Source organism: Gilvimarinus xylanilyticus (genome assembly GCF_024195295.1).
GTDB lineage: Bacteria > Pseudomonadota > Gammaproteobacteria > Pseudomonadales > Cellvibrionaceae > Gilvimarinus > Gilvimarinus xylanilyticus.
Window position 1 is genome coordinate 311065 of record NZ_JAMFTH010000002.1, and the last position, 21996, is coordinate 333060.

At 52.7% G+C, this 21996-nt stretch carries 20 protein-coding genes; 15 read left to right on the forward strand and 5 right to left on the reverse strand.

Annotation, left to right across the window (positions count from 1 at the left end; all coding sequences use genetic code 11):
* The first annotated feature begins 412 nt into the window (after window positions 1-412).
* The 9 genes from M6D89_RS10280 to M6D89_RS10320 all read left to right on the forward strand — a co-directional run bounded on the left by M6D89_RS10280 (window position 413) and on the right by M6D89_RS10320 (window position 7754).
* On the forward strand, window positions 413-1828 hold the full coding sequence (locus M6D89_RS10280; RefSeq protein WP_253967974.1) for a sugar porter family MFS transporter: 1416 nt from the start codon (window positions 413-415) through the stop codon (window positions 1826-1828).
* Window positions 1829-1959: 131 nt separating this feature from the next.
* Window positions 1960-2328: a DUF6249 domain-containing protein gene (locus M6D89_RS10285; protein ID WP_253967975.1), complete on the forward strand. Its 369-nt coding sequence runs from the start codon at window positions 1960-1962 to the stop codon at window positions 2326-2328.
* A gap of 6 nt (window positions 2329-2334) precedes the next feature.
* On the forward strand, window positions 2335-2895 hold the full coding sequence (locus tag M6D89_RS10290) for an RNA polymerase sigma factor (RefSeq protein ID WP_253967976.1): 561 nt from the start codon (window positions 2335-2337) through the stop codon (window positions 2893-2895).
* Complete coding sequence (locus M6D89_RS10295; RefSeq protein WP_253967977.1) at window positions 2879-3199, forward strand: DUF5056 domain-containing protein; 321 nt, start codon at window positions 2879-2881, stop codon at window positions 3197-3199. The genes M6D89_RS10290 and M6D89_RS10295 overlap by 17 nt, the downstream gene beginning before the upstream one ends.
* A gap of 143 nt (window positions 3200-3342) precedes the next feature.
* Window positions 3343-4083, forward strand: a complete 741-nt coding sequence (locus tag M6D89_RS10300) for an endonuclease/exonuclease/phosphatase family protein (protein WP_253967978.1) — start codon at window positions 3343-3345, stop codon at window positions 4081-4083.
* A 27-nt stretch (window positions 4084-4110) separates the two neighbouring features.
* Window positions 4111-5412, forward strand: a complete 1302-nt coding sequence (gene clsB / locus M6D89_RS10305; RefSeq protein ID WP_253967979.1) for a cardiolipin synthase ClsB — start codon at window positions 4111-4113, stop codon at window positions 5410-5412.
* A gap of 3 nt (window positions 5413-5415) precedes the next feature.
* Window positions 5416-6408: a putative bifunctional lysylphosphatidylglycerol flippase/synthetase gene (locus M6D89_RS10310; RefSeq protein WP_253967980.1), complete on the forward strand. Its 993-nt coding sequence runs from the start codon at window positions 5416-5418 to the stop codon at window positions 6406-6408.
* Window positions 6409-6467: 59 nt separating this feature from the next.
* Window positions 6468-7232, forward strand: coding sequence for a GIN domain-containing protein (locus tag M6D89_RS10315; RefSeq protein WP_253967981.1), 765 nt, complete (start codon window positions 6468-6470; stop codon window positions 7230-7232).
* 111 nt (window positions 7233-7343) lie between these two features.
* Window positions 7344-7754: a hypothetical protein gene (locus M6D89_RS10320; protein ID WP_253967982.1), complete on the forward strand. Its 411-nt coding sequence runs from the start codon at window positions 7344-7346 to the stop codon at window positions 7752-7754.
* 1 nt (window position 7755) lies between these two features.
* Here M6D89_RS10320 and M6D89_RS10325 read toward each other — a convergent pair whose 3' ends face one another.
* Window positions 7756-8223: a tRNA-uridine aminocarboxypropyltransferase gene (locus tag M6D89_RS10325; protein ID WP_253967983.1), complete on the reverse strand. Its 468-nt coding sequence runs from the start codon at window positions 8221-8223 to the stop codon at window positions 7756-7758.
* 61 nt (window positions 8224-8284) lie between these two features.
* Here M6D89_RS10325 and M6D89_RS10330 point away from each other — a divergent pair, with 61 nt between their 5' ends.
* Window positions 8285-8464, forward strand: coding sequence for a hypothetical protein (locus M6D89_RS10330; protein WP_253967984.1), 180 nt, complete (start codon window positions 8285-8287; stop codon window positions 8462-8464).
* Between the two features lie 3 nt (window positions 8465-8467).
* On the opposite strand, the gene M6D89_RS10335 is transcribed toward M6D89_RS10330, so the two are convergent.
* A complete protein-coding gene (locus M6D89_RS10335) occupies window positions 8468-9964 on the reverse strand; it encodes a putative bifunctional diguanylate cyclase/phosphodiesterase (protein ID WP_253967985.1) in 1497 nt (498 codons plus the stop codon).
* A gap of 107 nt (window positions 9965-10071) precedes the next feature.
* On the opposite strand from M6D89_RS10335, the gene M6D89_RS10340 reads away from it, so the two are divergent.
* Window positions 10072-12054 carry a sialate O-acetylesterase gene (locus tag M6D89_RS10340; protein WP_253967986.1) on the forward strand — a complete coding sequence of 661 codons (1983 nt, stop codon included), beginning with the start codon at window positions 10072-10074 and terminating at the stop codon, window positions 12052-12054.
* Window positions 12055-12127: 73 nt separating this feature from the next.
* Here the strand turns inward: M6D89_RS10340 and M6D89_RS10345 are convergent, their stop codons facing one another.
* Both M6D89_RS10345 and M6D89_RS10350 read right to left on the reverse strand, forming a co-directional pair.
* On the reverse strand, window positions 12128-13777 hold the full coding sequence (locus M6D89_RS10345; protein WP_253967987.1) for a polysaccharide lyase family 7 protein: 1650 nt from the start codon (window positions 13775-13777) through the stop codon (window positions 12128-12130).
* Between the two features lie 173 nt (window positions 13778-13950).
* Entirely contained in the window at window positions 13951-15699 is a 1749-nt protein-coding gene (locus M6D89_RS10350) for a polysaccharide lyase family 7 protein (protein WP_253967988.1), read from the reverse strand.
* Between the two features lie 815 nt (window positions 15700-16514).
* Between M6D89_RS10350 and M6D89_RS10355 the strand changes: the two genes are divergently transcribed.
* The 4 genes from M6D89_RS10355 (at window position 16515) to M6D89_RS10370 (ending at window position 20512) form a co-directional block, all read left to right on the forward strand.
* Window positions 16515-17918: an SLC13 family permease gene (locus M6D89_RS10355; protein WP_253967989.1), complete on the forward strand. Its 1404-nt coding sequence runs from the start codon at window positions 16515-16517 to the stop codon at window positions 17916-17918.
* Window positions 17919-17938: 20 nt separating this feature from the next.
* Window positions 17939-19159, forward strand: a complete 1221-nt coding sequence (locus M6D89_RS10360; RefSeq protein WP_253967990.1) for a nucleoside recognition domain-containing protein — start codon at window positions 17939-17941, stop codon at window positions 19157-19159.
* Window positions 19160-19381: 222 nt separating this feature from the next.
* Entirely contained in the window at window positions 19382-20119 is a 738-nt protein-coding gene (locus M6D89_RS10365) for a hypothetical protein (protein WP_253967991.1), read from the forward strand.
* 60 nt (window positions 20120-20179) lie between these two features.
* Entirely contained in the window at window positions 20180-20512 is a 333-nt protein-coding gene (locus M6D89_RS10370) for a glutaredoxin family protein (RefSeq protein ID WP_253967992.1), read from the forward strand.
* A 46-nt stretch (window positions 20513-20558) separates the two neighbouring features.
* On the opposite strand, the gene M6D89_RS10375 is transcribed toward M6D89_RS10370, so the two are convergent.
* Window positions 20559-21983, reverse strand: coding sequence for a mechanosensitive ion channel family protein (locus M6D89_RS10375; RefSeq protein WP_253967993.1), 1425 nt, complete (start codon window positions 21981-21983; stop codon window positions 20559-20561).
* Window positions 21984-21996: the final 13 nt, after the last annotated feature.

Sequence of the window (21996 nt, forward strand, 5' to 3'; positions counted from 1 at the left end):
TACTCTGTTACCAACAAATACCCTCATCACGGGGTCATTTATTCACACTCCCGCCAGCTTATGGTCCGCAGCAGCAATTCGTCACAGTTTACCGCAAGTGTCCGCCTTGCCCTGACCGGCCCGGACCAGCGGCTGGCTGGCGCTGCCTTCGGTCTCGCTGACCGCCGGAGAGGCCTCTAATGGCCGGCTTGGCTGTGAATAACTTTGTCCTGGGACGACGCTTTGTTTTCGATTTGTAAATTCCCTGTGAAACACCTGTTTAAATCGCAAACCAAAGTGTAATATTGACTATATGTCGGGAGAGCCATATGCCGACCGGGCGCCTTTACTCTTGTAGGGGCGCCCTTTTTACCGCTATGATCCCCACCTATCAAGAATAACCTCGTCCGATTTTAATAACAGGGTAAGATCCATGCGTAACTCCTCCGGCCCCAACCAGGGCAGCACAGGCTTTATTATCTTCATCAGTGTGATCGCTACCATTGGCGGTTTTTTGTTCGGCTATGACAGCGGTGTCATTAACGGTACCGTGAAGGGCTTGCAGCAGGCTTTTGACTCAGAAGCCGCCGGTACCGGCTTTAGCGTCTCGTCCATGTTGCTGGGTTGCGCCGTGGGCGCCTTTTTTGCCGGCCGCCTGGCGGACGCCTACGGCCGCAAGGCACTTTTGATCGTCGCCTCGGTCTTTTTCATTGTCTCGGCCTGGGGCTCGGGCATCGCCACCTCGACCTTCGAGTTTGTCATCTACCGTATTCTGGGCGGTATGGCAGTGGGTGCCGCCTCGGTCATGGCACCGGCTTACATCAGTGAAGTGGCGCTGGCCAAGTATCGCGGCATGCTGACCTCGGTGCAGCAAATTGCCATTATCTGCGGCTTAACCGCGTCTTTTTTCTCTAACTATTTCCTTGCCGAGAGCGCCGGTGGCTCTACCGAGATGTTCTGGAGCGGCTACGAAACCTGGCGCTGGATGTTCTGGGTAGAGCTGATTCCCGCCAGCATTTTCTTTTTAGCTCTGCTGATTATTCCCGAAAGCCCGCGCTTTTTGGTGGCCTCGGGTAAACAAGAAAAAGCCCGCGAAGTGTTAATTAAGCTCTACGGCGATGTGGACGGCAGCGCCAAGCTAACCGATATCAGCAACTCGCTGGCGTCAGATCACCACAAGCCTCGCCTTTCAGACCTGTTTGACAAGGTTAAAGACCGGGTTCGCCCTATCGTCTGGGTGGGCATTGGCCTTGCGGTTCTGCAGCAATTTGTGGGCATTAACGTGGTTTTCTACTATGGCGCAGTGCTCTGGGAAGCCGCGGGCTTTACCGAGAGCGAGGCGCTGCAAACCAACGTGCTGTCCGGCACCATCAGTATTGCCGCCTGCCTGATTACCTTCTTTTTGGTGGATAAAATTGGTCGTAAGCCGCTGCTGTGGTTTGGCTCGGCGGGTATGGCGATCAGCCTGGCCGTGGTGGCCTACGCTTTTGCCGGTGCGCCGGTAGATGCCGATGGCAGCTTGAATCTGTCTAAAGAGTCGGGCCTGCTAGCGCTTTACGGGGCCAACGTGTATGTATTCTTGTTCAACATGTCCTGGGGCCCGGTCATGTGGGTGATGCTGGGCGAGATGTTCCCCAACCAGATTCGCGGCTCGGGCCTGGCGGTGGCCGGTCTGTTTCAGTGGCTGGCGAACTTTTTGGTCACCTGGAGCTTCCCCATTATGCTGGCGGGTATTGGTCTGTCGGCGGCCTACAGCATTTACGCCTTCTTCGCTCTGGTATCGGTGTTCTTCGTGCTGATCTTTGTGCGCGAGACCAAAGGCAAAGAACTGGAACAGATGGAAGGCTAACCGAGCCTGTTCATCTGTGCCCATTAAAGCCACCTACGGGTGGCTTTTTTGTACCCCTTCGCAGTCTGCATCCAAAACCCGACGTAACGCGTCTATGGAGTAACGCCAGAACCTATGTAAAGGAGAGTGCCATGCACGATTTGGTACCCATAGTCGCCATTGTTATGGTTTTTTCGACCCCCATCGCCTGCCTGGCGATCCTGATGTTCAGTCTGCACAAGCGCAAGAAGTTGCAACTGGAGATCGTCAATCGGCTGATAGAGGCCGGACAACCCGTGCCCGACACCCTGTTCAGCCAGGGGCCGGATGCCGGTGACCCCAACACTTTGTACCGCCGCAGCCTGTATTTGCTGTGGGTGGGCGGCGCTACGTTTATCGCCCTGCTGCTGTTCGCAGGCTTGGATGTCGCCGCCCTGGCGCTGATTCCCCTGGCCATCGGCGCGGTGCACTACAAACTCTGGCAAGAGAGCAAAACCCGGGCGACACAGCAGCCCGAGTAACGCCCCATGGATATCCCCGACAAGGAACTGATTGCGCGGGCGGTCAAACACCAAGACCGCCACGCTTACAGCCAGCTGGTCAGGCGCCATCAGTCGCGCCTGCGCCAGGCGCTGCGCAACCTGTGTAACGGGGATGACGCCCTGGCCGACGATATGGCCCAGGAAGCCTTTATAAAAGCCTACAAAGCCCTGCCCGGCTTTAAAGGACAGGCCCAGTTCTTTACCTGGCTGTACCAAATTGCCCGCAACCAGTTAATGAGCCACTACCGTAAAAAGCTGCCCGAGCCGGACAGCGAAAAAGTAGACAGGCTGAACGCCGATACCGCCTCAGACGAAACCTGCGAGCTGACCCGCCGGGACTTACACCGGGCGATGAGTCAGCTGTCAGCTGCACAGCGCGAGGCGCTGCACCTAACCTATCAATTGGGTCACAGTAACGAAGAAGCGGCCCGGCTTATGCAAGTGCCTGAGGGCACCATTAAATCTCATATACTGCGCGGTAAGGCAAAGCTCAAAACCCTACTGCAAGACTGGCAAGGAGAGACCTCTCATGACCCAGCACGATAAGCTCGACCACTGGCTGGAAGACGCCTTAACTGACGAGACTTATTTAGACGACGACGGCTTCACCGAGCGGGTGATGGCGCGCCTGCCCGATCCGGCCGTCAATCCACACAGGGTGCGGCTGTTAAGTTGGGCCGCCGGTCTTAGCGCCGCGACGGTGGCCGCCGCGGTTTTCCCCTGGTCTAAAGCGGCACCTGCCTTAACAGCCCTAAGTGTTGACGCCTTGCTGAGCGGGGCGGTCATCCTCGGCGGTGCCTTTACCCTGGCGGCCTTAAGCGCGGGCCTATACACCCTCAACCGGGCCTGAGCCAAGGCCCTCTCAGGTGTCCTCCTGGCCTTAGCACCAAATCGGCATTAAATCTGCAATATCCCCTGTGAAGACCAGAAATCGGCGAAAAACCGGTCTATTTTTGCAATAGCCTTGTAACTTTTGCTGCCAACGGGGGAGCTGTGACCTGCTTAAAAGTACTGACGGTGAACACCCACAAGGGTTTAACCTCATTTAACCAACGCTTTATGTTGCACGAGTTGCGCGATGCGGTGCGCATAGTCTCGGCCGACTTGGTTTTTATGCAGGAAGTACTGGGCGAGCACACTCGGTTGTCTGAGCGCCACGCCGAACTCTGGCCCGACACCCCGCAATACGAGTTTATGGCCGACAGCATCTGGCACAGCTTTGCCTATGGCCGCAACGCCGTGTACGACGACGGCCACCACGGCAATGCGATTTTGAGCAAATACCCCATTATCAGTTGGGACAACTGGGATATCTCGTTAAGCGGGATTGAAAAGCGCGGCCTGTTGCACTGCCAGATAGACGTTGAGGGCCACACGGTCCACGCCATTTGCGTGCACCTCAGCCTGCGTGAACCGCATCGCCAAGTGCAATTAAAAAAGCTTGCCGAACACGTCAATCAAATTCCGCGCAACGAAGCGGTGATTGTGGCCGGCGACTTTAATGACTGGCGCCAGAAATCGCTGCGCATCTTGTCCCGCGATGCAGGGATGCAGGAGGTTTTTACCGAAGCCTACGGCAAACCGCCGCGCACATTCCCTGCGGTATGCCCCATATTGCGCCTGGACCGCATTTACGTGCGCTCGGCAAAATCCCACATGCCGATTGTTCTTTCGCGCAAACCCTGGTCGCGTTTGTCCGACCACGCCCCTCTATTAGCCGAAGTAGAATTTTAGGGCCTAGTCACCCCACCGGAGTATCGAATGTTTGGATTTCACCATTTTAAAGGTCGCTTTTCCCAGGGAAACCGCTTAACCCTGATGCAAAACGGCGAGGAGTTTTTCCCCCAGCTGCTGCGCCGTATTCGAGGCGCCGAGCACGAGATTTTTTTGGAAACCTTTATTCTGGAAAAAGACCGCGTGGGTGAAGACATTAAAAAAGCGCTGCTGCGCGCCGCCGAGCGAGGCGTTTGGATAGGCTTGACGGCAGACAGCTGGGGCAGCCACTTTTTAGATAAAGACTATATTGAAGAGCTAACCGACGCGGGCATTGTGTTTCAAATTTACGACCCGCAGCCCCAGTGGTATAACGGGCGCCCCAAGCTCTTTCGCAGACTGCATCGCAAACTCGCGATTATTGACGGCCGCTATGGTTTTATCGGTGGTATCAATTTGTGCCACGATCATTTAATTTCTGTGGGCCCCCAAGGAAAAACCGATTACGCGGTCGAGATTGAGGGGCCGGTGGTGCCCGAAATGCGCGAGCTGTGTAAAAGCTATGTGCGCGACTCCAGCGATAAAAACCTGCAACAGAGTATCAAGTACATTGAAAACCCCGAACGCCCCGGAGAGTCCGAAGTCGCGTTTGTCTCGCGAGATAATCGCCGCAACCGCAGCAACATCGAAAAATCTTATCTGGCCGCCATGCGTCAGGCCAAAAAACGCATCTGGATTGCCAATGCCTACTTCTTTCCCGGCTACCGGTTTATGCGCGCTATCCGCCAGGCGCGCAAGCGCGGGGTTGAGGTCAACCTTATTTTACAAGGCGACCCGGACATACCTTTTGCCCTGACCCTGGCGCGCACGCTATACGAGGTGTTGGTGCGCAGTGGCGTTAACGTCTACGAGTATCGCGATCGTCCGCTGCACGCCAAAATTGCCTTGGTTGACGACGAGTGGTCTACCATTGGCTCCAGTAATCTTGATCCTTTAAGCTTGGCGTTTAATTTAGAGGCCAATGTGGTGGTAAAAGACAAAGACTTTAATTCCCAGATTGCGCAAAAAATTGAAGCTTTGGTTGAGGACAGCGTGTTAATCGAAGACAGTTGGATTAAACGCCGCGCCTGGTATCTGGTGATTAAAGATTTTTTTATGTATCACGCGCTGCGTTATTTCCCTCGCTTAAACGGCCTATTCCCTGCGCACACCCCGACTATTCGTGAATTGAAGCGCGAATGGCAAACCGATCCGGGTAAAACCGAGAATGATGATTTAAGCAAACGCTACCCAGAATCGCGCGGCGCCCGTCGAGTGCGAAAAACCGATTACCACTCGGCGGAGGTATAAACAATGTCGGCGACCCAAGCGTTAAAGAACAGCTGTACAAGTGGCTATGACTGGGCCCGTGAAAAACTGCCCTGGCCCATTATTAAAAAGATATTAACAATTGTATTTTTTGTCTTGGTGGCGACCTTACTGGTTAAGCAAGGCGCCACCATTGAATGGGCAAAGGTATGGCAAACCTTAAAAGATACCTCGGTGCTGACTCTCGGCATCGGGGCGGGGCTGGGGTTTCTCTGTTATTGCGTTTACGCCAGTTACGACTTGCTGGGCCGCTACCTGTTAAAACTTAACGTCTCATGGCCTAAAACCTGGTTTGCGGCCGGCCTTTGCTACGCGTTTAATTTGAATTTGAGTGCGCTGGTGGGCGGAGTTGCGTTTCGCTATCGGCTGTATTCTCGCTTGGGCATTAAAGCCGCCGATGTCACCCGTATTTTGGGTATCAGCGTGGTCACCAACTGGTCGGGCTATATTTTATTGGCCGGCGGCTTGTTTGTATCGGGGCAGATTAACCCGCCCGACTCCTGGGCAGTGGGCCAGACCAGCCTACAGGTTATCGGCGCGGCTTTTATATTTGTGATAGCCGCTTATGTGGGTGTTTGTTGGCGCGCGCGCAAACGCGAATACCGCTTTAAATCCACGACCATTACTCTACCCCCGGTGAGCATTGCCCTGTTACAGCTTGCCATGGCCTGCGCGCACTGGACATTAATGGCCAGCGTGATCTATCAGTTTATGCCGGACGAGATTGCCTTTGCCACGGTGTTTGCGGTGTTGCTGGTCAGTGCGCTGGCTGGGGTTATCACCCATATTCCCGGTGGCTTGGGTGTACTTGAAGCGGTGTTTATCGCGTTACTGTCGGGCCAGGTTGCCAAAGCCGATATTCTTGCCGGGCTATTTGCCTACCGCTGTGTGTTCTATCTGCTGCCGCTGGCCGTGGCTACACCTCTGTATTTGATTTTTGAAGCCAGAACCCGGCCCCCCGAAAAAACCGCTGACTAGCCGCATCCAAATCTCTTTTGTTGGCGTCTAAGAGATACCACAATAAAGGGAGGTGCATTATGGCTACTCGTTTACTACTGACAATGGTGCTGGTGTTGACCAGCATCCTTAGCTTTGCCGATTCAAACACTCGATCCTTTTCCCTGGAGGATGTCACCAAACTACACCTTGACGGCGACATCACGGTTAACTTCAGCCAAACCGATCGCGCCCACGCGGAAATTACCCTTGTGGATGGCGCCTGGGAGGACGTTGAAATTGATCAAAACGGCGACAGATTTAAAGTGTCTGGCGAAACCGGCTTTTGGAATTTCTTTGGCGACAGTGATGTCGAGCTGGATATCACCCTATCGCTGCCTGAGGTGACCCGCTTAGAGCTTGTCGGAGAAGTAGAGTTTTATGCTGACTCGCTCGATTCCGAAAAGCTGGATATCGAGCTGGTCGGCGCCTGTTTTGCCGTATTCAAAAATACCCTGGCCACTCAATCATTAGCCGTGGAAATGACCGGAGCCACTAAGCTCGAAGCCGAAACCCTAACCGCTCACACCGCCAAGCTGGAGCTAACCGGTGCGTCTACCTTAAAGGTATTGAGCGCGGGCAGCATTCCCACCCTGGACGTCCGCTTAACCGGCGCGAGTAACGTCTATGCCAAACCTTTGCAAACCCAGTCGGTAAATACCGAGGCAACCGGGGCGTCTAATCTTGAGCTGCAAGTGAGTGACCACCTTAAAGCGCGTTTGTCGGGCGCTTCCAATGTTTATTACGGCGGTACGCCTAAGCTGGACATTAAAACCTCGGGCGCCAGCTCCGTGCAAACTTACTAATGGTTCCACCCTCCCCCAGTTTCCGGGCACTGCCCGGCTTTTTATGGCATAATTAAGTGACAACTATAAATCTGCCATGATGGATGATAACAACAAAATAGGAGAGAACTTGTGAAGTTAAGCACCTTATTTTTACTGTTATCCATTCTTATTAACCTACCGGCAAACGCCGCCGAGCCTTCAGAGTTGTCCGGCACCTGGGAGCTAGTCAACGGCTATATTATTGATTCCGAGGGTAAAAAAATTGCCTATGATTTAGAGGCAATGGTCTCACGCAAAGTGTTAACAACCACCGATTATGGGTTTGTATCGCGTAAAGGCGGAGAGTTTTGGGCCGCCAGCACCGGTACCTATCTTGTTGAGGGAAATCAGTACACGGAAAAGCCCGAGCTTTTATCTTACCCGCTGGAGGCAGGCGCGACCTATACCTTCACGTTTGAGATAGAGGGCGACAATTGGTATACCCAACGCTTTGAAAAAGGCGAGCCTGTCGAGCAAGAGCACTGGCGACGCTTACGGTAGGTTAAGACTGCATTGCCTCAAGCGCATCCGCTAAACAACGGGCAAAGCCCCCCATCCCATTAGTGGCTGCGATAGCAGCCACACTCTCACTGGTGCACAGACCACCGGGCACTTGGTTACGCCTTAAGCTAAACACCGAGCCTTCATTTGAGGAGAGATTTATGTGGGGCAGTGGATGAAGATAGGGGCTGTGATTATAAATCTTGCGCGCCTGCTGCCAGGTACTGTCAATCAACACCCAGTGCTCAGGGGAAAATGCAGCATTAAGCTCTTTGGCGTTTTTAGCCGGGTATAAAAGTGCGCTGGTCTTATTGCGCAACCGCTCCAGCAACTGAGGGTCGGGAACTTTGCGCTGCCAAATGACCCGGGCACAGTCAACGTCGAAAGTACTGGCATACTCCGCCACCAGTCTACCGGTGTTCGTATTTTTCTTGAGCTCTTCGCTATGAGTTAGTAAAGTGATAAACATTGTGCGATTATGAAGGTCTATTAAGGTCGCGCCCTACGCGCCAACCTCAGGAGACACTATTATGAAGCTTTTGACTCGCTTGCTGGTGTTAATCGGCTGCTTTTTTGCCGCCATTGCCTGTTATGTCTTTGGCATTCCCGCCGGGGGCGCTATCTTTCTGGGTATCGGCCTGATTTTCGAGGCGTTTTTCTGGGTGGGACTCTTCTCTTTGCAAGACAAAGATAAGCATAAAGCCTCGTAGCTTTTAAACACTAACATCCTTTGCCAACACCGTCTTCAACTGCTCAATAGGCACGGGATGCCCCAACCAATACCCCTGTAGCACATCGCAACCATGGCTTTGTAAAAACTGCGCTTGCTCCTCGGTTTCCACTCCTTCGGCCACCACACTTAACGATAGGGTTTGCGCCATCGCCAATATCGCTCGGGTTAGAACCACATCATTGCTATCACCCGGTATATCTTGAATAAAGCTGCGGTCAATTTTTAGCTCGGTCAATGGCAATTGTTTAAGCCTCGCCAGGGACGAATAGCCGGTGCCAAAATCATCAATGGAAAAAGTAACGCCCCGACTCTGCCACTGCTTCATTGCTCCCAGGGTATCGTTCAGGTTTTCCATGGCCGCGGTTTCGGTAATTTCCATAATAATGTTGGGGCGGTTTTTATCGTGGGCGGTTAAGGTCGCAAACAACCGGTTCATCACGGTTTCATTGGTCAACACCGGGTATGACAGGTTAAGACTTAAATTATCCAGTGCCGTATTTGCCTCGGGGTGGTTCGACAATTCGTAGAGCGCACGTTCAAACACAAACTCGGTTATCGACTCAATGAGCCCCTCGCGCTCGGCCAAAGGAATAAACAATTCGGGCGATACAGGCCCCCGCTCGGGGTGATGCCAACGCAATAATACCTCGGCCCCAATCCAACACTTTTGCTTTAGTGACCACTGGGGCTGATAGACCAGAGTAAAGGCTTGCTCAACACAGGCGCTGCGCAAATCTTCCAGCAACGACAAACGCTCTAGCAGGTTTTGTCGCAGCTGATCGTGAAAAAGCAAATGCCGATCCCGGCCCTGCTTTTTAGCCGCGGACAGGGCCATATCCGCATTGCGCATCAAGTCTTTAGCCGTTTTACCGTGCTGAGGAAAAAAGCTGGTACCTGCACTGAGCGTCAACCGGTGAATACTGATTTTACTGGGTAATCGATTTTGTACCCGATCTAACACCTCAACCAGGCTGCGATGATTGTCGCCGGTCGGGGACAATACGCCAAACTCGTCGCCGCCCAAACGCGCCACATACCAGTGTTCCTGAGACAGCTCATCGGCAAAGCCTTCGGCCAGCTGACTAATAAGACGATCACCCTCACCGTGCCCCAGCGAGTCGTTAATATCGGTAAAGTGATCAATATCCAATAACGTCAGGGTAAACAGAGCTTGAGGCTTGGCCCGGCAGCGATACTTGAGGGCATTAATAAACGCCACCCGGTTGGGCAGCTGACAGAGGTTATCTTCCAGGGTAAGGCGCTCGATATTGCGAAACGACCGACTCAGCAGACCGTACAACAAGCCGGCGGTAATGGCGATAAACAACCATCCCTTAAAAGTTTGCGCCCAGCGAAACCAACCGCTGTCGCCAAAAATCCAGTAAGCCAGCTGATCGGAAAATAAAATCCAAACCGTGGCAAACACCACATACAACAGCGTTATGCGGCGCGCCGAGTGCGTAAATATCCGTTTCATACAGACGCCGATAGAGAATGCATGGCTTCATCATAGCAACTGCAGTTTTCAGATAACAACAAGTGTCGTAAGATAGTCATAATGACTAAAACGTTAACGGTGTCTCTATGCTAATAAAAAAATTCACAGCCCTGCTGGCCTTGGCGGCCAGCACCAGTGTCCAGCTCGCTCAGGCCGAGGTGATCCCTAACCGTCTACTGACCGAAGGCGCAGTGCTTCAACGCCAGCAACCACTGACGCTGTGGGGCCAGGCAGATCCTGATGAGGCAATCAAGGTAAGCCTAAACGGCGAACAGGTAGGCAGTTTTAACGCCGATAACAACGGGCGCTGGCACTGGGAGGGAGACACCTACCCCGCGGGTGGCCCCCACACTCTGGTGATTGAAGGTGACAACCGAATAGAGCTAAGCGATATTTATTTCGGCGACGTCTGGCTGGCGGCTGGGCAGTCCAATATGGAAATGAAAATGTCCAATATCAAAGAGCGCTATGCGGCTGTTTTGGCGCAATCGGACAACCCTCGCATTCGTCACTTTCAAGTTCCTAAAAACGCCGTTTACGACGGCCCCCAAAACGATTTACCCGGCGGTGAGTGGCTGGCAGCCAATCCTGATAACGCCCTCAACTTCAGCGCTGTGGGCTATTTTTTCGCCCGTCAGATTGAGCGCACCCAGAATGTACCTGTGGGCATTATTATGAACGCCTATGGCGGCTCGGGCGCACAGGCATGGATGAGCCCCGAGGCGCTTAAGAATTACCCTCACTATGTCGAGCAGGCCAAGCGCAACGCCCAGCCCGGCTATGTGGATGACGCCAAGGCCGCTGACAATGCCAAAGCGGCGCCCTGGTACGAAAACCTACATAAAGCCGACCAAGGCACCCACGCTCAACCCCAGTGGTCAGCCACTGAGCTGGATGACAGCGATTGGCAACCCGTTAACTTGCCCGGCCAGTGGAGTGACAGCGGTATTGAGGACCTAAACGGCGTGCTCTGGCTGCGCAAAACCATCTCCGTTCCTGAAAGCGCTGCCGGTCAAGCCGGTATGCTGCGCTTGGGCCGTATTGTGGACGCCGATACCGCTTACATTAACGGCCAAAAAGTAGGCAATACGACCTACCTGTACCCCCAGCGACGCTATTCGATCCCCGAGGGTCTGCTAACCGCCGGCGACAACACGATTGTGGTGCGTGCGGTTACCAATGCCGGTAACGGCGGCTTTGTTAAAGATAAGCCCTATCGACTGGAAGCCGGAGACACTCACGTCTCGCTCGAAGGCGAGTGGCGCGCCAAGGTAGGGGCCAGGGTCGAGCCCGCGCCCTCGCGTGAATTCTGGGATATGGGTCAACCCGTGGGTATTTACAACGCTATGCTGGCCCCTATGACCCCCATGCCACTCAAAGGGGTTATCTGGTACCAGGGCGAAAGCAACGCCGGTAAACCCGAAGAGTACACAACACTGCTTCCCGCCATGATCCGCCAGTGGCGGCATGAATTCGGCCAGCCCGAGCTGCCGTTTATTTACGCTCAACTACCGGGCTTTGGCGAGCCTGTCGATGATCCTGTACAAGACGGCTGGGCAAACATGCGCCAAGCTCAGACAAAAGTCCTGTCTGAGCCCAATACCGCCATGGCGGTGACCATAGACCTGGGCGAGTGGAATGACATTCATCCGCTTAACAAAAAACCCGTCGGGGAGCGCCTGGCCCTGTTAGCACGCCAGCAAGTCTACGGAGAAACCCGCCTACAAGCCGAAGCACCCGCACCCTATGTTATGCAAGTGAACGATGGCCAAGCGTTTATCAGCACTGCGCATGCTTATGGTGGCTTAACAAGTAAAGATGGGAAGCCGGATGGCTTCGCCATCGCCGGGAAAGATGGCGAGTTTGTCTGGGCCGAGGCCGAGCTGGATGGTGACCTGATTCGTATATGGAGCGACGACGTAAAAGAGCCCGTAAAAGTGCGTTATGCCTGGTCGGACTTTCCAGCCCGTGCCAATGTGTACAACAGTGCTGGCTTGCCGTTAATGCCTTTTGCGCTGGAGCTCAAGCCCTTAAACACCCAAGAATCCGCAACGGTTGAAAAGCCATAAGTTCCATTTAAAGGCAGATGTTACCCTGTAAGCCGCGAGCAATATGCTCACGGCTTATTTTTTTCGGTGACAGTTAATCCGGGATTCGCGAGTAGCTTACGTTGGTCATGGTCACGGTCGATTCGGTAATGCCCAAATCGGCAAAACACTGGGCAAAGGATTCAGAATCTCCGGGCTCGCCGCAGTTTTTCCGCGTGTAGGTATTTTGCGATTGCAGGTAATTGCCAAACTTAAAGTAAGAATCCGCATCATCCTCCACCGGCATACCAAACGCACGCCCCATACCATAGACGGTGACATAACCGTAATCGTTCACCATTTTAAAGTCGAAGCTATCGCCGCTGCGAATGGTGCCCAGGGCGTACTTTTCTTCTTCGCCATCGGTATTGCGCAAACGTACATAGACATCAAAAATGCCGTTTCCGGCCACACTGTCATCAAAGCCAGACTCTGAGGAGTCGGCCACGTACAGTTTCATAATGGTACCTAAGCCGCCGGCATGATGCTGAGCGATAATGGTTTTTCCGGCATCGGACATTTCTACCTTAACGTCAGCCTCAAACACTTCATACACGTCGGTCATAGCAACCCGCAGGCTTTGTTTAACTTTATATTCCTGACGCCAGCCGTTGCCGTTGGGTGACACATAACGGGCCTCAAGAGGAACAAACTCCAAGGCGGAGGCGTTTACCAGCGGATGTGGGCTGGCCCCTTCCAAGTCGAAAATACTGCCGTCGGTAATGTTCGCTGGAATTTCCGTGCCTACGCCCGGACTGTCGTTGCTATTACCGTATAGCTCTACCTCAGTGATGTTGGTCCAGTTGCTACCCGAGGTGTTGGTAAAGGTTTTAATGCGCACCTGCTTGGCAGCAATGTCGGATACATCTACGAGTTCAATACCGCTGTTTGAGCCACTGCTGACGCCGTCAAAAATTTTTGTCCAGATATTGGGGTCACTGCTATCGGTGCGAGCATACACCTCAAAGGTGTAGGCGCGTTCATCGCCGCGGCCCCAGGCGATACCCAGCTTGGTGACATCGCTCAACTCTTCGAGCTCAAGGGTGAGGTTTACCGGCGAACCAGAGGCGGCCCAGCGCGACGCCCAGCCAGTGTCACCGTCAATAACGTGACCTGCCGGGTAGCTGGCGTGACTGCTACCATCGTCAAAGGCATTTGCTACCGCGAGACGATTGTCAGCGTCATTATTATCGTCGGGGTTATCGCTGCCGTCGTCGACGCGAATTAATTCCCACTGTTGATTGATGTTGTCACTATTGGAGTTCCACAGATAAATAGATTGTCGGTTTGCCCCATCGCGATTGCCATCAAGGGAAAAGTCATCGGCATTACGCTTAGCGAAACGGTAAACCTCACTACCGGAGTAAACCTTTATTTTGGAAAAGTGTTGGTCGTAATTATTTTCATCGCACTCTTGTAAGGTTACGGCTTGTTGGCGCGAGGCGCCGCTACCGGCATCCCAACAGAGGTTTGTGTTCTCTTTTTTGTAGGCGTAGTAACCATTGCCTCTGTCGAGTTGAACCCAGTGCTGGTTAAGGTTAGTGAGGTTAGTTTCCCACAAATACAATTGCTGGCCCGCCTGGGCGCCGCCATTACCATCAATAGCGTATCCAGTGCCGTGTTTTTCCATAACAAAATTGGCCGCCTGAGCCAGACTACCAGTAACGGCGAGAGAAGCTGCGAGCATAAATTTATACAGTGTCATCGTAGTCAGTACCTGTTTTATATTTAGCCGATCAAAACCCATAGAAAGGGCGCACAGGACTGTCTGCCTGCGTGCAGGGTTTAAATTTAAAAGGTAGGGAGCAAATCACCCGACCACAGACGGGTGTGATCGGGTGAGAAGCTAACTGTCCAGCCCGTGGGCCGGGCCTATAATTACTGATGATCTACCCAGAAGTCGTAAACAACCACTTCACCATAGTTGTCAGGATCACCGGTGGCGCTACCCTCGCGGTCGGCATTACTTTGCGTGTAATTACCGATTTTGAAATAGGCATCGCCGTAGCTGCGGTCCATCACATAATCATTAGAACCGTCGCGCACTAGGTACTGGTCGGCATTGCCCGCGTTATAGGCGCTTTCCAGGTTGCCGTCTTCACTGTAGTAGACGTAGTGTTTGCCATCGATTACTTCAAAGATAACCTCGTGGTTGGTACCCAGGCTATAGTTGTTGGTAACGGTGACATCGCTGCGCAACTTTCCGCCATTAAAGCTCAGGAATAAATGCGAGTCTTCTAAGCGCAGCACTAGTGCGTCATCAATGCCTTCGTCTTTGTTACCGTGAATTTGCGTGGCAACCAGATGACTTTTGACAATGGGGAGATGGGTAATGGCTTGGTTAACGTAAACGACATGCTCGCCCGATGTGCTCCAGTAAATGTCTTTGCTGCCATCGGCTTCACGTTCGCGAAGCTCAGAGCGAATATAGCTGGAGTTGGGTGTGGTGCCGTTGCCGTCGCGTACCGGAGCGAAGAACACCATCGCGTTGCCAGAGTTATTGACGTAGAAATACTCGTTGTTTTCTTCACCACATAAAGTTTTGTCTTCTACGCCATCGGGGTAAGTAATTTTCCACTGGTTACAGTTATCCATTAAATCCGAGGGAACTTCGGCAGAACCTGGGGGAACGTCATCGTCTCCGCCTCCGGTGTTATCGTCATCGCCACCACCGGAACCATCGCTTTCGCCGCCGTAGACTTCCACTTCGGTAATGTTGGTCCAGCTGCTACCAGAGGTGTTTTCAAACGTTTTAATTCGCACTTGCTTGGCGTCAATATCGGTCACATCAACTACTTCGAAACCGCTCTCAGAGCCACTGCTTACGCCGTCGTAGATTTTGGTCCAGCTATTGGCGCCACTAGTGGTGGGGCGTGCATAAACTTCAAAGGTATAGGCGCGCTCATTGCCGCGACCCCACGCAATACCCAGCTCGGTGATTTTACTCACTTCATTCAGCTCTAGGGTTAAGTTAACTGGCGAGCCGGACGCTGCCCAGCGTGAAGCCCAACCGGAATCACCATCTATGGCATTGCCAGCGGGGTAGCTGTTATGGCTGCTGCCATCGTCAAAGGCGGTATCAACGGTTAATTTGTTGAACCCGTTGCTGCCACCCCCGTCATCTCTGTTGCCGTCGTCAATACGGTGCAGCTCCCACTGCTGGTTAATATTGCTGTCGCTAGAGTTCCACAGATAGATCGACTGGCGGTTCTCGGCTCCGCCTCCCCCATCCAGAGAGAATCCTGTGGCGTTGCGTTTTTCGAACCGATAAATTTCAGTTCCCTCATAGATTTTTACTTTGGAAAAGTGCTGATTGTAATTTCCTTCGTTACATTCTTGCAGAGTCACTGCCTGCTGACGGCTTCCACTACTTCCGGCGTCCCAGCATAAGTTGGTATCTTCCTTTTTATAAGAGTAATAGCCATTACCCCGACTTAGCTGAACCCACTGCTGGTTTACGTTATTGAGGTTTGTATCCCACAGATATAACTGTTGACCAACTTGGGCGCCACCGTTTCCATCAATGGAGTAACCGGTACCATATTTTTCCATTACAAAAGAGGCTGCGCTGGCGTAGGAACCTAGTGTTGCGATTGAGGCTGAAAGTAATAATTTATGAAACATCATGATGTGTTTACCTATTATTCGTTTGCATGAATTAACAGAGCATCAATCTCTGGGCGATACTGACCCGGCTGATTTATCCCGAAGAATATTCAGCTAAAAGATTGATTACCGATTCAGACGAATACAAGGCACTGGTCGAAGCGGACGATGACAACAAGAGTTTGCTATTATTTTGTGGAGATTAAAAATTCACAAGACAAGTAATCACGGCGGAATTTTTATCTCTTTTAACTCGTTTGCGTTAGCGCAATATTTGACTCTACATCATCCTCATGCAACGTCGGGTCGAAGACTACACTAAATTTTCTGGTTTAATAACAGCAAATGCACTGAATCTTTTAAGCGTTTCTTTCTATGTTACTTTTTGAATCAGGTGTAACAGATTAAATAGCGTGGTTTTCCTAAAAGTCATTAGATTTTCGAATAGTAAGACAGCAAATCTATAAAAATTTCACATTAAAATATTGAACAAACGCCGATTTCGTTAGGGTTTAGCGAATAAATTGTGACACTTTTCATATTCAAGTTATATTCAAAATGACAGTTACACTTTTGTAGCCTGACTTTTCAGGATTTATGCGAAGTTCCGGCCAAAAGCATTAGCGCTTACCTTAAACGAAGGCTGACTGGCAATACGGGCCGATTAGCACCCAGACTTTTGCACGTCGATTACCGGCGCATCTATACCCGCTGCGATGCCCCTTGGGTAATGGCATTTAGGTGAACCAGATTCGCCACGAATCCCCTACCCCGAATGTGGGTTTACCCCATCGCCTGGGCGGGGCAGAATAACCGTATTTGGCCAAGGAACAACCATGCGTACAACCACCCGCCTGTGGGCCGCCCTGTTAGGTGCAGCCGCATTTATGGCGACGTTCGTGCTGCCCCCACCGGGCACCTTGAGTGTCCCGGCCTGGCAAACGGCAGGGCTTGCCGCCGTTATGGCTATTTTCTGGATTGCGCAGGTACTGCCTTTTGCGGTAACCGCCCTTTTACCCCTATTAGCGGCGCCCCTGCTGGGTTTGGCCGATCTCAAAACCCTGGGCGCCAGCTATGGGCACCCTTTGGTCTTTTTATTTTTGGGCGGCTTTGTGCTGGGGTTGGCCATGGAACGCTGGCAACTGCACCGCCGCATTGCCCTGATGCTTCTGGTGTACTTTGGCGGCAGCCCCAGACGCCAACTGGGGGCGTTTATGCTGGCCACAGCCCTGTTAAGCATGTGGGTCAGCAATACCGCCACCGCGATTATGATGCTGCCCATTGCTCTGTCGGTCATCGTGCAAACACCTTCTGACGAATCCCCGATAGCGGCCCGCCGCTTGTTGCTGGGTGTGGCCTATGCCGCCAGCATAGGCGGTGTAGCCACTTTAATAGGCACCCCGCCCAATGCGCTGATGGCCGCCTATTTAGAGCAGGAACACAATATTAACCTCACGTTTATCGGCTGGATGGCAATGGGTTTACCCCTGTCGGCCACCCTGCTACTGCTTTGCTGGTGGTGGCTGGGGCGCGATTTAAATACCCAGACTAAGGCCAATACCACTGCCTCTAGCGCCGTGTTGCGCACCCAGCTTACCGAGCTTGGCGCCATGAGCACCATGGAAAAACGCGTCGCGCTGGTGTTTGTGATTACGGCCCTTTGCTGGGTCTTGCGCCCGCTGCTGGCCACCTGGGTGCCGGGCCTAACCGATACCAGTATAGCGCTCGGCGCTGCCATCGCGTTGCACGCCCTGCCCGCTGGCGACGGAAAAGGCTCGGCGCTAATGGACTGGGAGCACAGCAAAACCCTGCCCTGGGGGGTATTGCTATTGTTTGGCGGCGGTCTGGCCCTGGCGCAGCTAATGAGCAGCAGCGGCCTGGCCCAGGCACTGGCCGATATGCTGCAAGGTGCGGCCGGCTGGCCCCCATTGGTGCTAGTACTGGTGGTGGCGGGGTTAATTATTTTCCTGACCGAAATAACCAGTAACACCGCCACGGCAGCGGCTTTTTTACCTTTATTGGGGGCTTTGGCAGTAGCCGTCGGCCTAGCGCCGCAAACCCTGGTCATCCCCGCCGCCGTCGCGGCCAGTTGCGCCTTTATGATGCCTGTAGCCACCCCGCCCAATGCCATTGTATTTGCCGCCGAACGCCTCAGCGTGGCCGACATGGCGCGCGCGGGGCTGATGATCAACCTGTTAGCCTGGGGCTGTATTGGGGCACTGGGTTTATGGCTATTGTGAACAGGCCCTAGGGAGCTAAGGTGCTGAATCGTATTTGGGCGACATTGATACTGGTTTCGCTGCTCTGGGGCATTGGCGCCACCGTAATGGGCCAGGCCGAAGTAGCCGATGCTTTGGTGGCATCGCTGTTCGAGATGGCCGAACTCGCCACCAAGATTTGTCTGGGCTTAATTGGCGTTATGTGTTTCTGGCTGGGGCTAATGCAGATCGCGAATGTCAGCGGCTTGAGTGAAAAGCTGGCCCGCGCGCTGGCGCCGCTGTTTAGCCGCCTGATGCCTGAGGTGCCCAGAGGCGATAAAGCCATTAGCAGTATCAGTATGAATATGGCGGCTAACATGTTGGGGCTGGACAATGCCGCCACCCCGGCCGGGATTCAGGCCATGCGCGATCTGCAGGTGCACAATAAAACGCCTGCCATACTCAGCAATGCGCAGATTTTGTTTTTAGTCATCAACACTTCGTCGGTGACTTTAATTCCCACGACGGTGTTTGTTTATCGCGCCCAGCTGGGAGCCGCCGCGCCCACCGATGTATTTTTACCGGTTCTATTAGCCACCAGCTGTTCCACGCTGGTGGGATTATTGACCGTCGCCTGGATACAAAAGCTGCGGCTCTGGTCGCCGGTGGTGTTGGCTTACTTTATCGGGGCCGCGGTAATCTTGGGCGGATTACTGGCCGCGAGCATCGACGACGGCGAGATCGGTAAGCGCTCGGCACTTGTGGGCAATCTAACCCTGCTGGCATTAATCGCGGGCCTATTCGCTTACGGTTTTAAACGCCGTGTAAAAATGTACGACGCGTTTATCGACGGAGCCAAAAATGGTTTTGATATTGCCATTGGTATTATTCCCTATTTGGTCGCTATGCTTTTTGCGCTGGGACTGTTGCGCGCCTCGGGTCTGCTGGATTTATCACTAGAGCAACTGCGTTTTGTAGTGGCTTACTGCGGCGGCGATACACGCTTTGTCGATGCTCTGCCCACCGCCATTATGAAGCCTTTTTCGGGCTCGGGCTCGCGCGCACTGATGATCGAAACCATGGAAACCTATGGCGCTGACGCTTTTGCCGGGCGTCTGGCATCGGCCTACCAAGGCAGCACCGAAACCACCTTTTACGTTTTGGCGGTATACTGTGGTGCAGTGGCCATTACTCACACCCGCTACGCCCTGGCCTGCGCGCTGCTCGCCGACGGCGCGGGCATTATTGCCGCGACCCTACTGGGTTATTGGTTTTTTACTTAATTGAAGCTCTGTATGGCACTTAATAAACTACGCGTGTGGCTTTTGCTTTTATTGGTCGTTTTACTCGCCTTTCTGGCCTATCTTTTAGGGCCGGAAATGGCCGTAGTACTAATATTGCCGGTCGGTGCAGCTCTGGAAATTTACTGGGCTTTCTTGCGGCGTCGCTAGCAATACCAAATTTGAAATAATAATAATCAAAGAACCTCACACCAGGATGTGACTATGATAAAAACCCTAATACTCTGTTTTTTTCTGTTGTTTTTTGGCCTCTCGGGTTGCTCGCGCACCATCGTGCATCTTCACGCGGATAAGCTCACCACCGCTGAGCAAAAGGCAATTCGGGCAGAGCTTCAAGCTCAGGGCTTTGTCGTCGAGCGCCAGCACAATGAGCCACCCGCTTATCGCAACTTGATTCTCTACACCCCGCACGATGGGATTGATAATGATCTGAATACGATTGATACCATTTTAGCCGCCCACGGTTTCTCGGCAGATCACAGATACACGCCGCCCAGCAAGCAATTGGGAAAACACGAGTATACGGCAGGCAATATCGGGGTATATCTTATTCCCGCCGGTTTTCAGCCATACACATCTCCTGCGCTTCAGGTGAGAAATACTTTTCCAATTACCGAAACCGACGCGGACTTCATCAGTACGGATTGCGACAAAGAGTATGTTTACGAGCTGTTCGACGATGGTCGAGCCATTGCCAATGATTTTAGCCTGCCGGTGGGTGAAGCCGCGCTGGCGACAGGCCGCTGGCAAAGCAATGAAGAAAGCGTAACGTTAAACATTGAGGGAAAGCAGTTCCAATATAAGAAAACGCGGTTTCACCGAGAGTATGCCAACGAGTACAGTGATCATGTCATTAGCTACTATATTCTTTTGGAGCCTGAGGGGTACTATGAATTACCCTTTGGTTGCACCTTCAAAAGCTCCTTCTCGGAAGCGACCTAGAGCCTCTCGAACACAGATCGCTCTATCAGCCAGGCCACCATTAACCTTTAAAGGACAACCGTGAAAAAAATATTTTTTATCTTGCTATGTGCAGCCGTTTTATTGAAATCCGGATTCATACCTAACCCGTTTGCACCTGGCACGGAGGTGGTTAAGGGCTACGGTGACGAAACCACCCTTTACGCCACCAGCTGGTGTGGCTACTGCAAGAAAACCCGCGAGCTATTGCGCGAGCACAACATTCCTTACACTGAATACGACATTGAAAAATCGGCAAAAGGCGAGCGCGAATACCGGGCGCTTGACGGGAATGGTGTGCCGCTTATGGTGATTAACGGCGAAGTTGTGCGTGGATATAACCCGCGCAAGATTCTAGCACTAGCTTCCCCTTAGGCTCCCTGATCGCCGTCAACAGTTTGGCTATTGGGGAAATTGCAACTTAAATAATATTCTTCCCCTCTTCTGGGTCGCGGGAATTTTTAGCCTGCTCTTGAATAGCCTGGGTGTCGCTGTCTAGATCGTCCAGCAAACGCTCTGTGGCTGGATTAGACGTCGGGGCTTTTGCATCCTGGGTCTGCGCGGGTGGCACAGACCGGCCCTGAGGTGCAGCAGTGGATTGTTCTTGCTCAATCCAGGGAACGCCCTGAGGAAAAATAATCTCGCGCGCATCATCGGGCATAGAAACATCGGCCGCCTCAAAGGCACGCACGATTTGCCGCATTAGCGCCGAGGCAACTTTAATAACACTGTACTGATTGGCATCCACCCAGAAATAAACCCGCAAATTAATGGTGGAAGAGGCTAGATCTTCAATCAGCACCTGAGGTTCGGGATCGCTGAGCACCGCCGGATGCTCCAACATTATGCTCATAGCCGTTTCCTGGGCGAAGCGCACTTTCGCATCGTAACCCACACCAATTAAAAAATTTCCCCGTATATTGGGATTCGCAGAAAAGTTTTGAATAACGTTTTTGTAGATTGTGGCGTTGGGAACCTGAATATGGTTGCCATCAAAATCAACCAGTGTGGTTCCCCGGGTCGTTACTTTTTGCACCACCCCTCTGTACCCCGACACGTCAATAACGTCGCCCAAACGAAAAGGCCGCTGCATGCTGATCAGCAAGCTAGCGATAAAGTTTTCGGCAATATCACGGAAGGCAAAACCTACCACCAAACCAAGCAGGCCCGTACCACTCATAATTGCGACGGCAAACTGGGTTAGGCCCGCTATGCGCAAAAAGAAATACAGCCCTAACAGCACTACAAATACCGCGACGATGCGGCGCAACACGACCTTAATCAGCTCACTGTCGGTAACGTAGCGCACTGGCCCCACCACGAATGCGGAAATAGGGCGAGAAACTAGAAAGAAAAACACGAAAGTAATAACCGCTGCCAGCAGCAGAGGTAGTGCGTGAACGAATCTACCCCAGGCGCTCAAAAACTCAGCCTTAAAAACCGATGCACTAAAGTAGTCAACCGGGCTCATCTCAAGATTATTGACAACCGCAACTACGCCTTCGGTGTTATCGGCAATTTCACCGGCCCAGTCGATAAAAGCACGCTTTTCGGCATAGCCATCGATAAACACCAATCCATTGTCGACGCGAAGCTGGAGCTGTGAAAATTGCTGGGAACTATCGAGAATGGCTTGTAGCCGATTTTTAATTTCGGCGTCGGGTGGCGCGGATTGGGTGGTAATCAGTTGCCCACTGCTATGCAGATTATCGACATCCAGCCCTTCGCTGGACTCAGCGCTGTCACTGGCGGCCAGGGCCGAAGGATTCAGCAGCAATACAATAATAAAGGTAATCAGCCGGTAAAGCTTGGCTGGTTTAAGTACCGTTGTTCTGTTTAGGCTCATCGTCTTGTTCCGA

What these genes read in the sequence shown, in the direction of transcription:
- M6D89_RS10375 (WP_253967993.1), bottom strand. Translation starts at nt 21,983, where the DNA reads ATGAGCCTAAACAGAACAACGGTACTTAAACCAGCCAAGCTTTACCGG.
- M6D89_RS10285 (WP_253967975.1), top strand. Translation starts at nt 1,960, where the DNA reads ATGCACGATTTGGTACCCATAGTCGCCATTGTTATGGTTTTTTCGACC.
- M6D89_RS10310 (WP_253967980.1), top strand. Translation starts at nt 5,416, where the DNA reads ATGTCGGCGACCCAAGCGTTAAAGAACAGCTGTACAAGTGGCTATGAC.
- M6D89_RS10340 (WP_253967986.1), top strand. Translation starts at nt 10,072, where the DNA reads ATGCTAATAAAAAAATTCACAGCCCTGCTGGCCTTGGCGGCCAGCACC.
- M6D89_RS10315 (WP_253967981.1), top strand. Translation starts at nt 6,468, where the DNA reads ATGGCTACTCGTTTACTACTGACAATGGTGCTGGTGTTGACCAGCATC.
- M6D89_RS10295 (WP_253967977.1), top strand. Translation starts at nt 2,879, where the DNA reads ATGACCCAGCACGATAAGCTCGACCACTGGCTGGAAGACGCCTTAACT.
- M6D89_RS10350 (WP_253967988.1), bottom strand. Translation starts at nt 15,699, where the DNA reads ATGATGTTTCATAAATTATTACTTTCAGCCTCAATCGCAACACTAGGT.
- M6D89_RS10355 (WP_253967989.1), top strand. Translation starts at nt 16,515, where the DNA reads ATGCGTACAACCACCCGCCTGTGGGCCGCCCTGTTAGGTGCAGCCGCA.
- M6D89_RS10365 (WP_253967991.1), top strand. Translation starts at nt 19,382, where the DNA reads ATGATAAAAACCCTAATACTCTGTTTTTTTCTGTTGTTTTTTGGCCTC.
- M6D89_RS10325 (WP_253967983.1), bottom strand. Translation starts at nt 8,223, where the DNA reads ATGTTTATCACTTTACTAACTCATAGCGAAGAGCTCAAGAAAAATACG.
- M6D89_RS10280 (WP_253967974.1), top strand. Translation starts at nt 413, where the DNA reads ATGCGTAACTCCTCCGGCCCCAACCAGGGCAGCACAGGCTTTATTATC.
- clsB (WP_253967979.1), top strand. Translation starts at nt 4,111, where the DNA reads ATGTTTGGATTTCACCATTTTAAAGGTCGCTTTTCCCAGGGAAACCGC.
- M6D89_RS10290 (WP_253967976.1), top strand. Translation starts at nt 2,335, where the DNA reads ATGGATATCCCCGACAAGGAACTGATTGCGCGGGCGGTCAAACACCAA.
- M6D89_RS10330 (WP_253967984.1), top strand. Translation starts at nt 8,285, where the DNA reads ATGAAGCTTTTGACTCGCTTGCTGGTGTTAATCGGCTGCTTTTTTGCC.
- M6D89_RS10345 (WP_253967987.1), bottom strand. Translation starts at nt 13,777, where the DNA reads ATGACACTGTATAAATTTATGCTCGCAGCTTCTCTCGCCGTTACTGGT.
- M6D89_RS10335 (WP_253967985.1), bottom strand. Translation starts at nt 9,964, where the DNA reads ATGAAACGGATATTTACGCACTCGGCGCGCCGCATAACGCTGTTGTAT.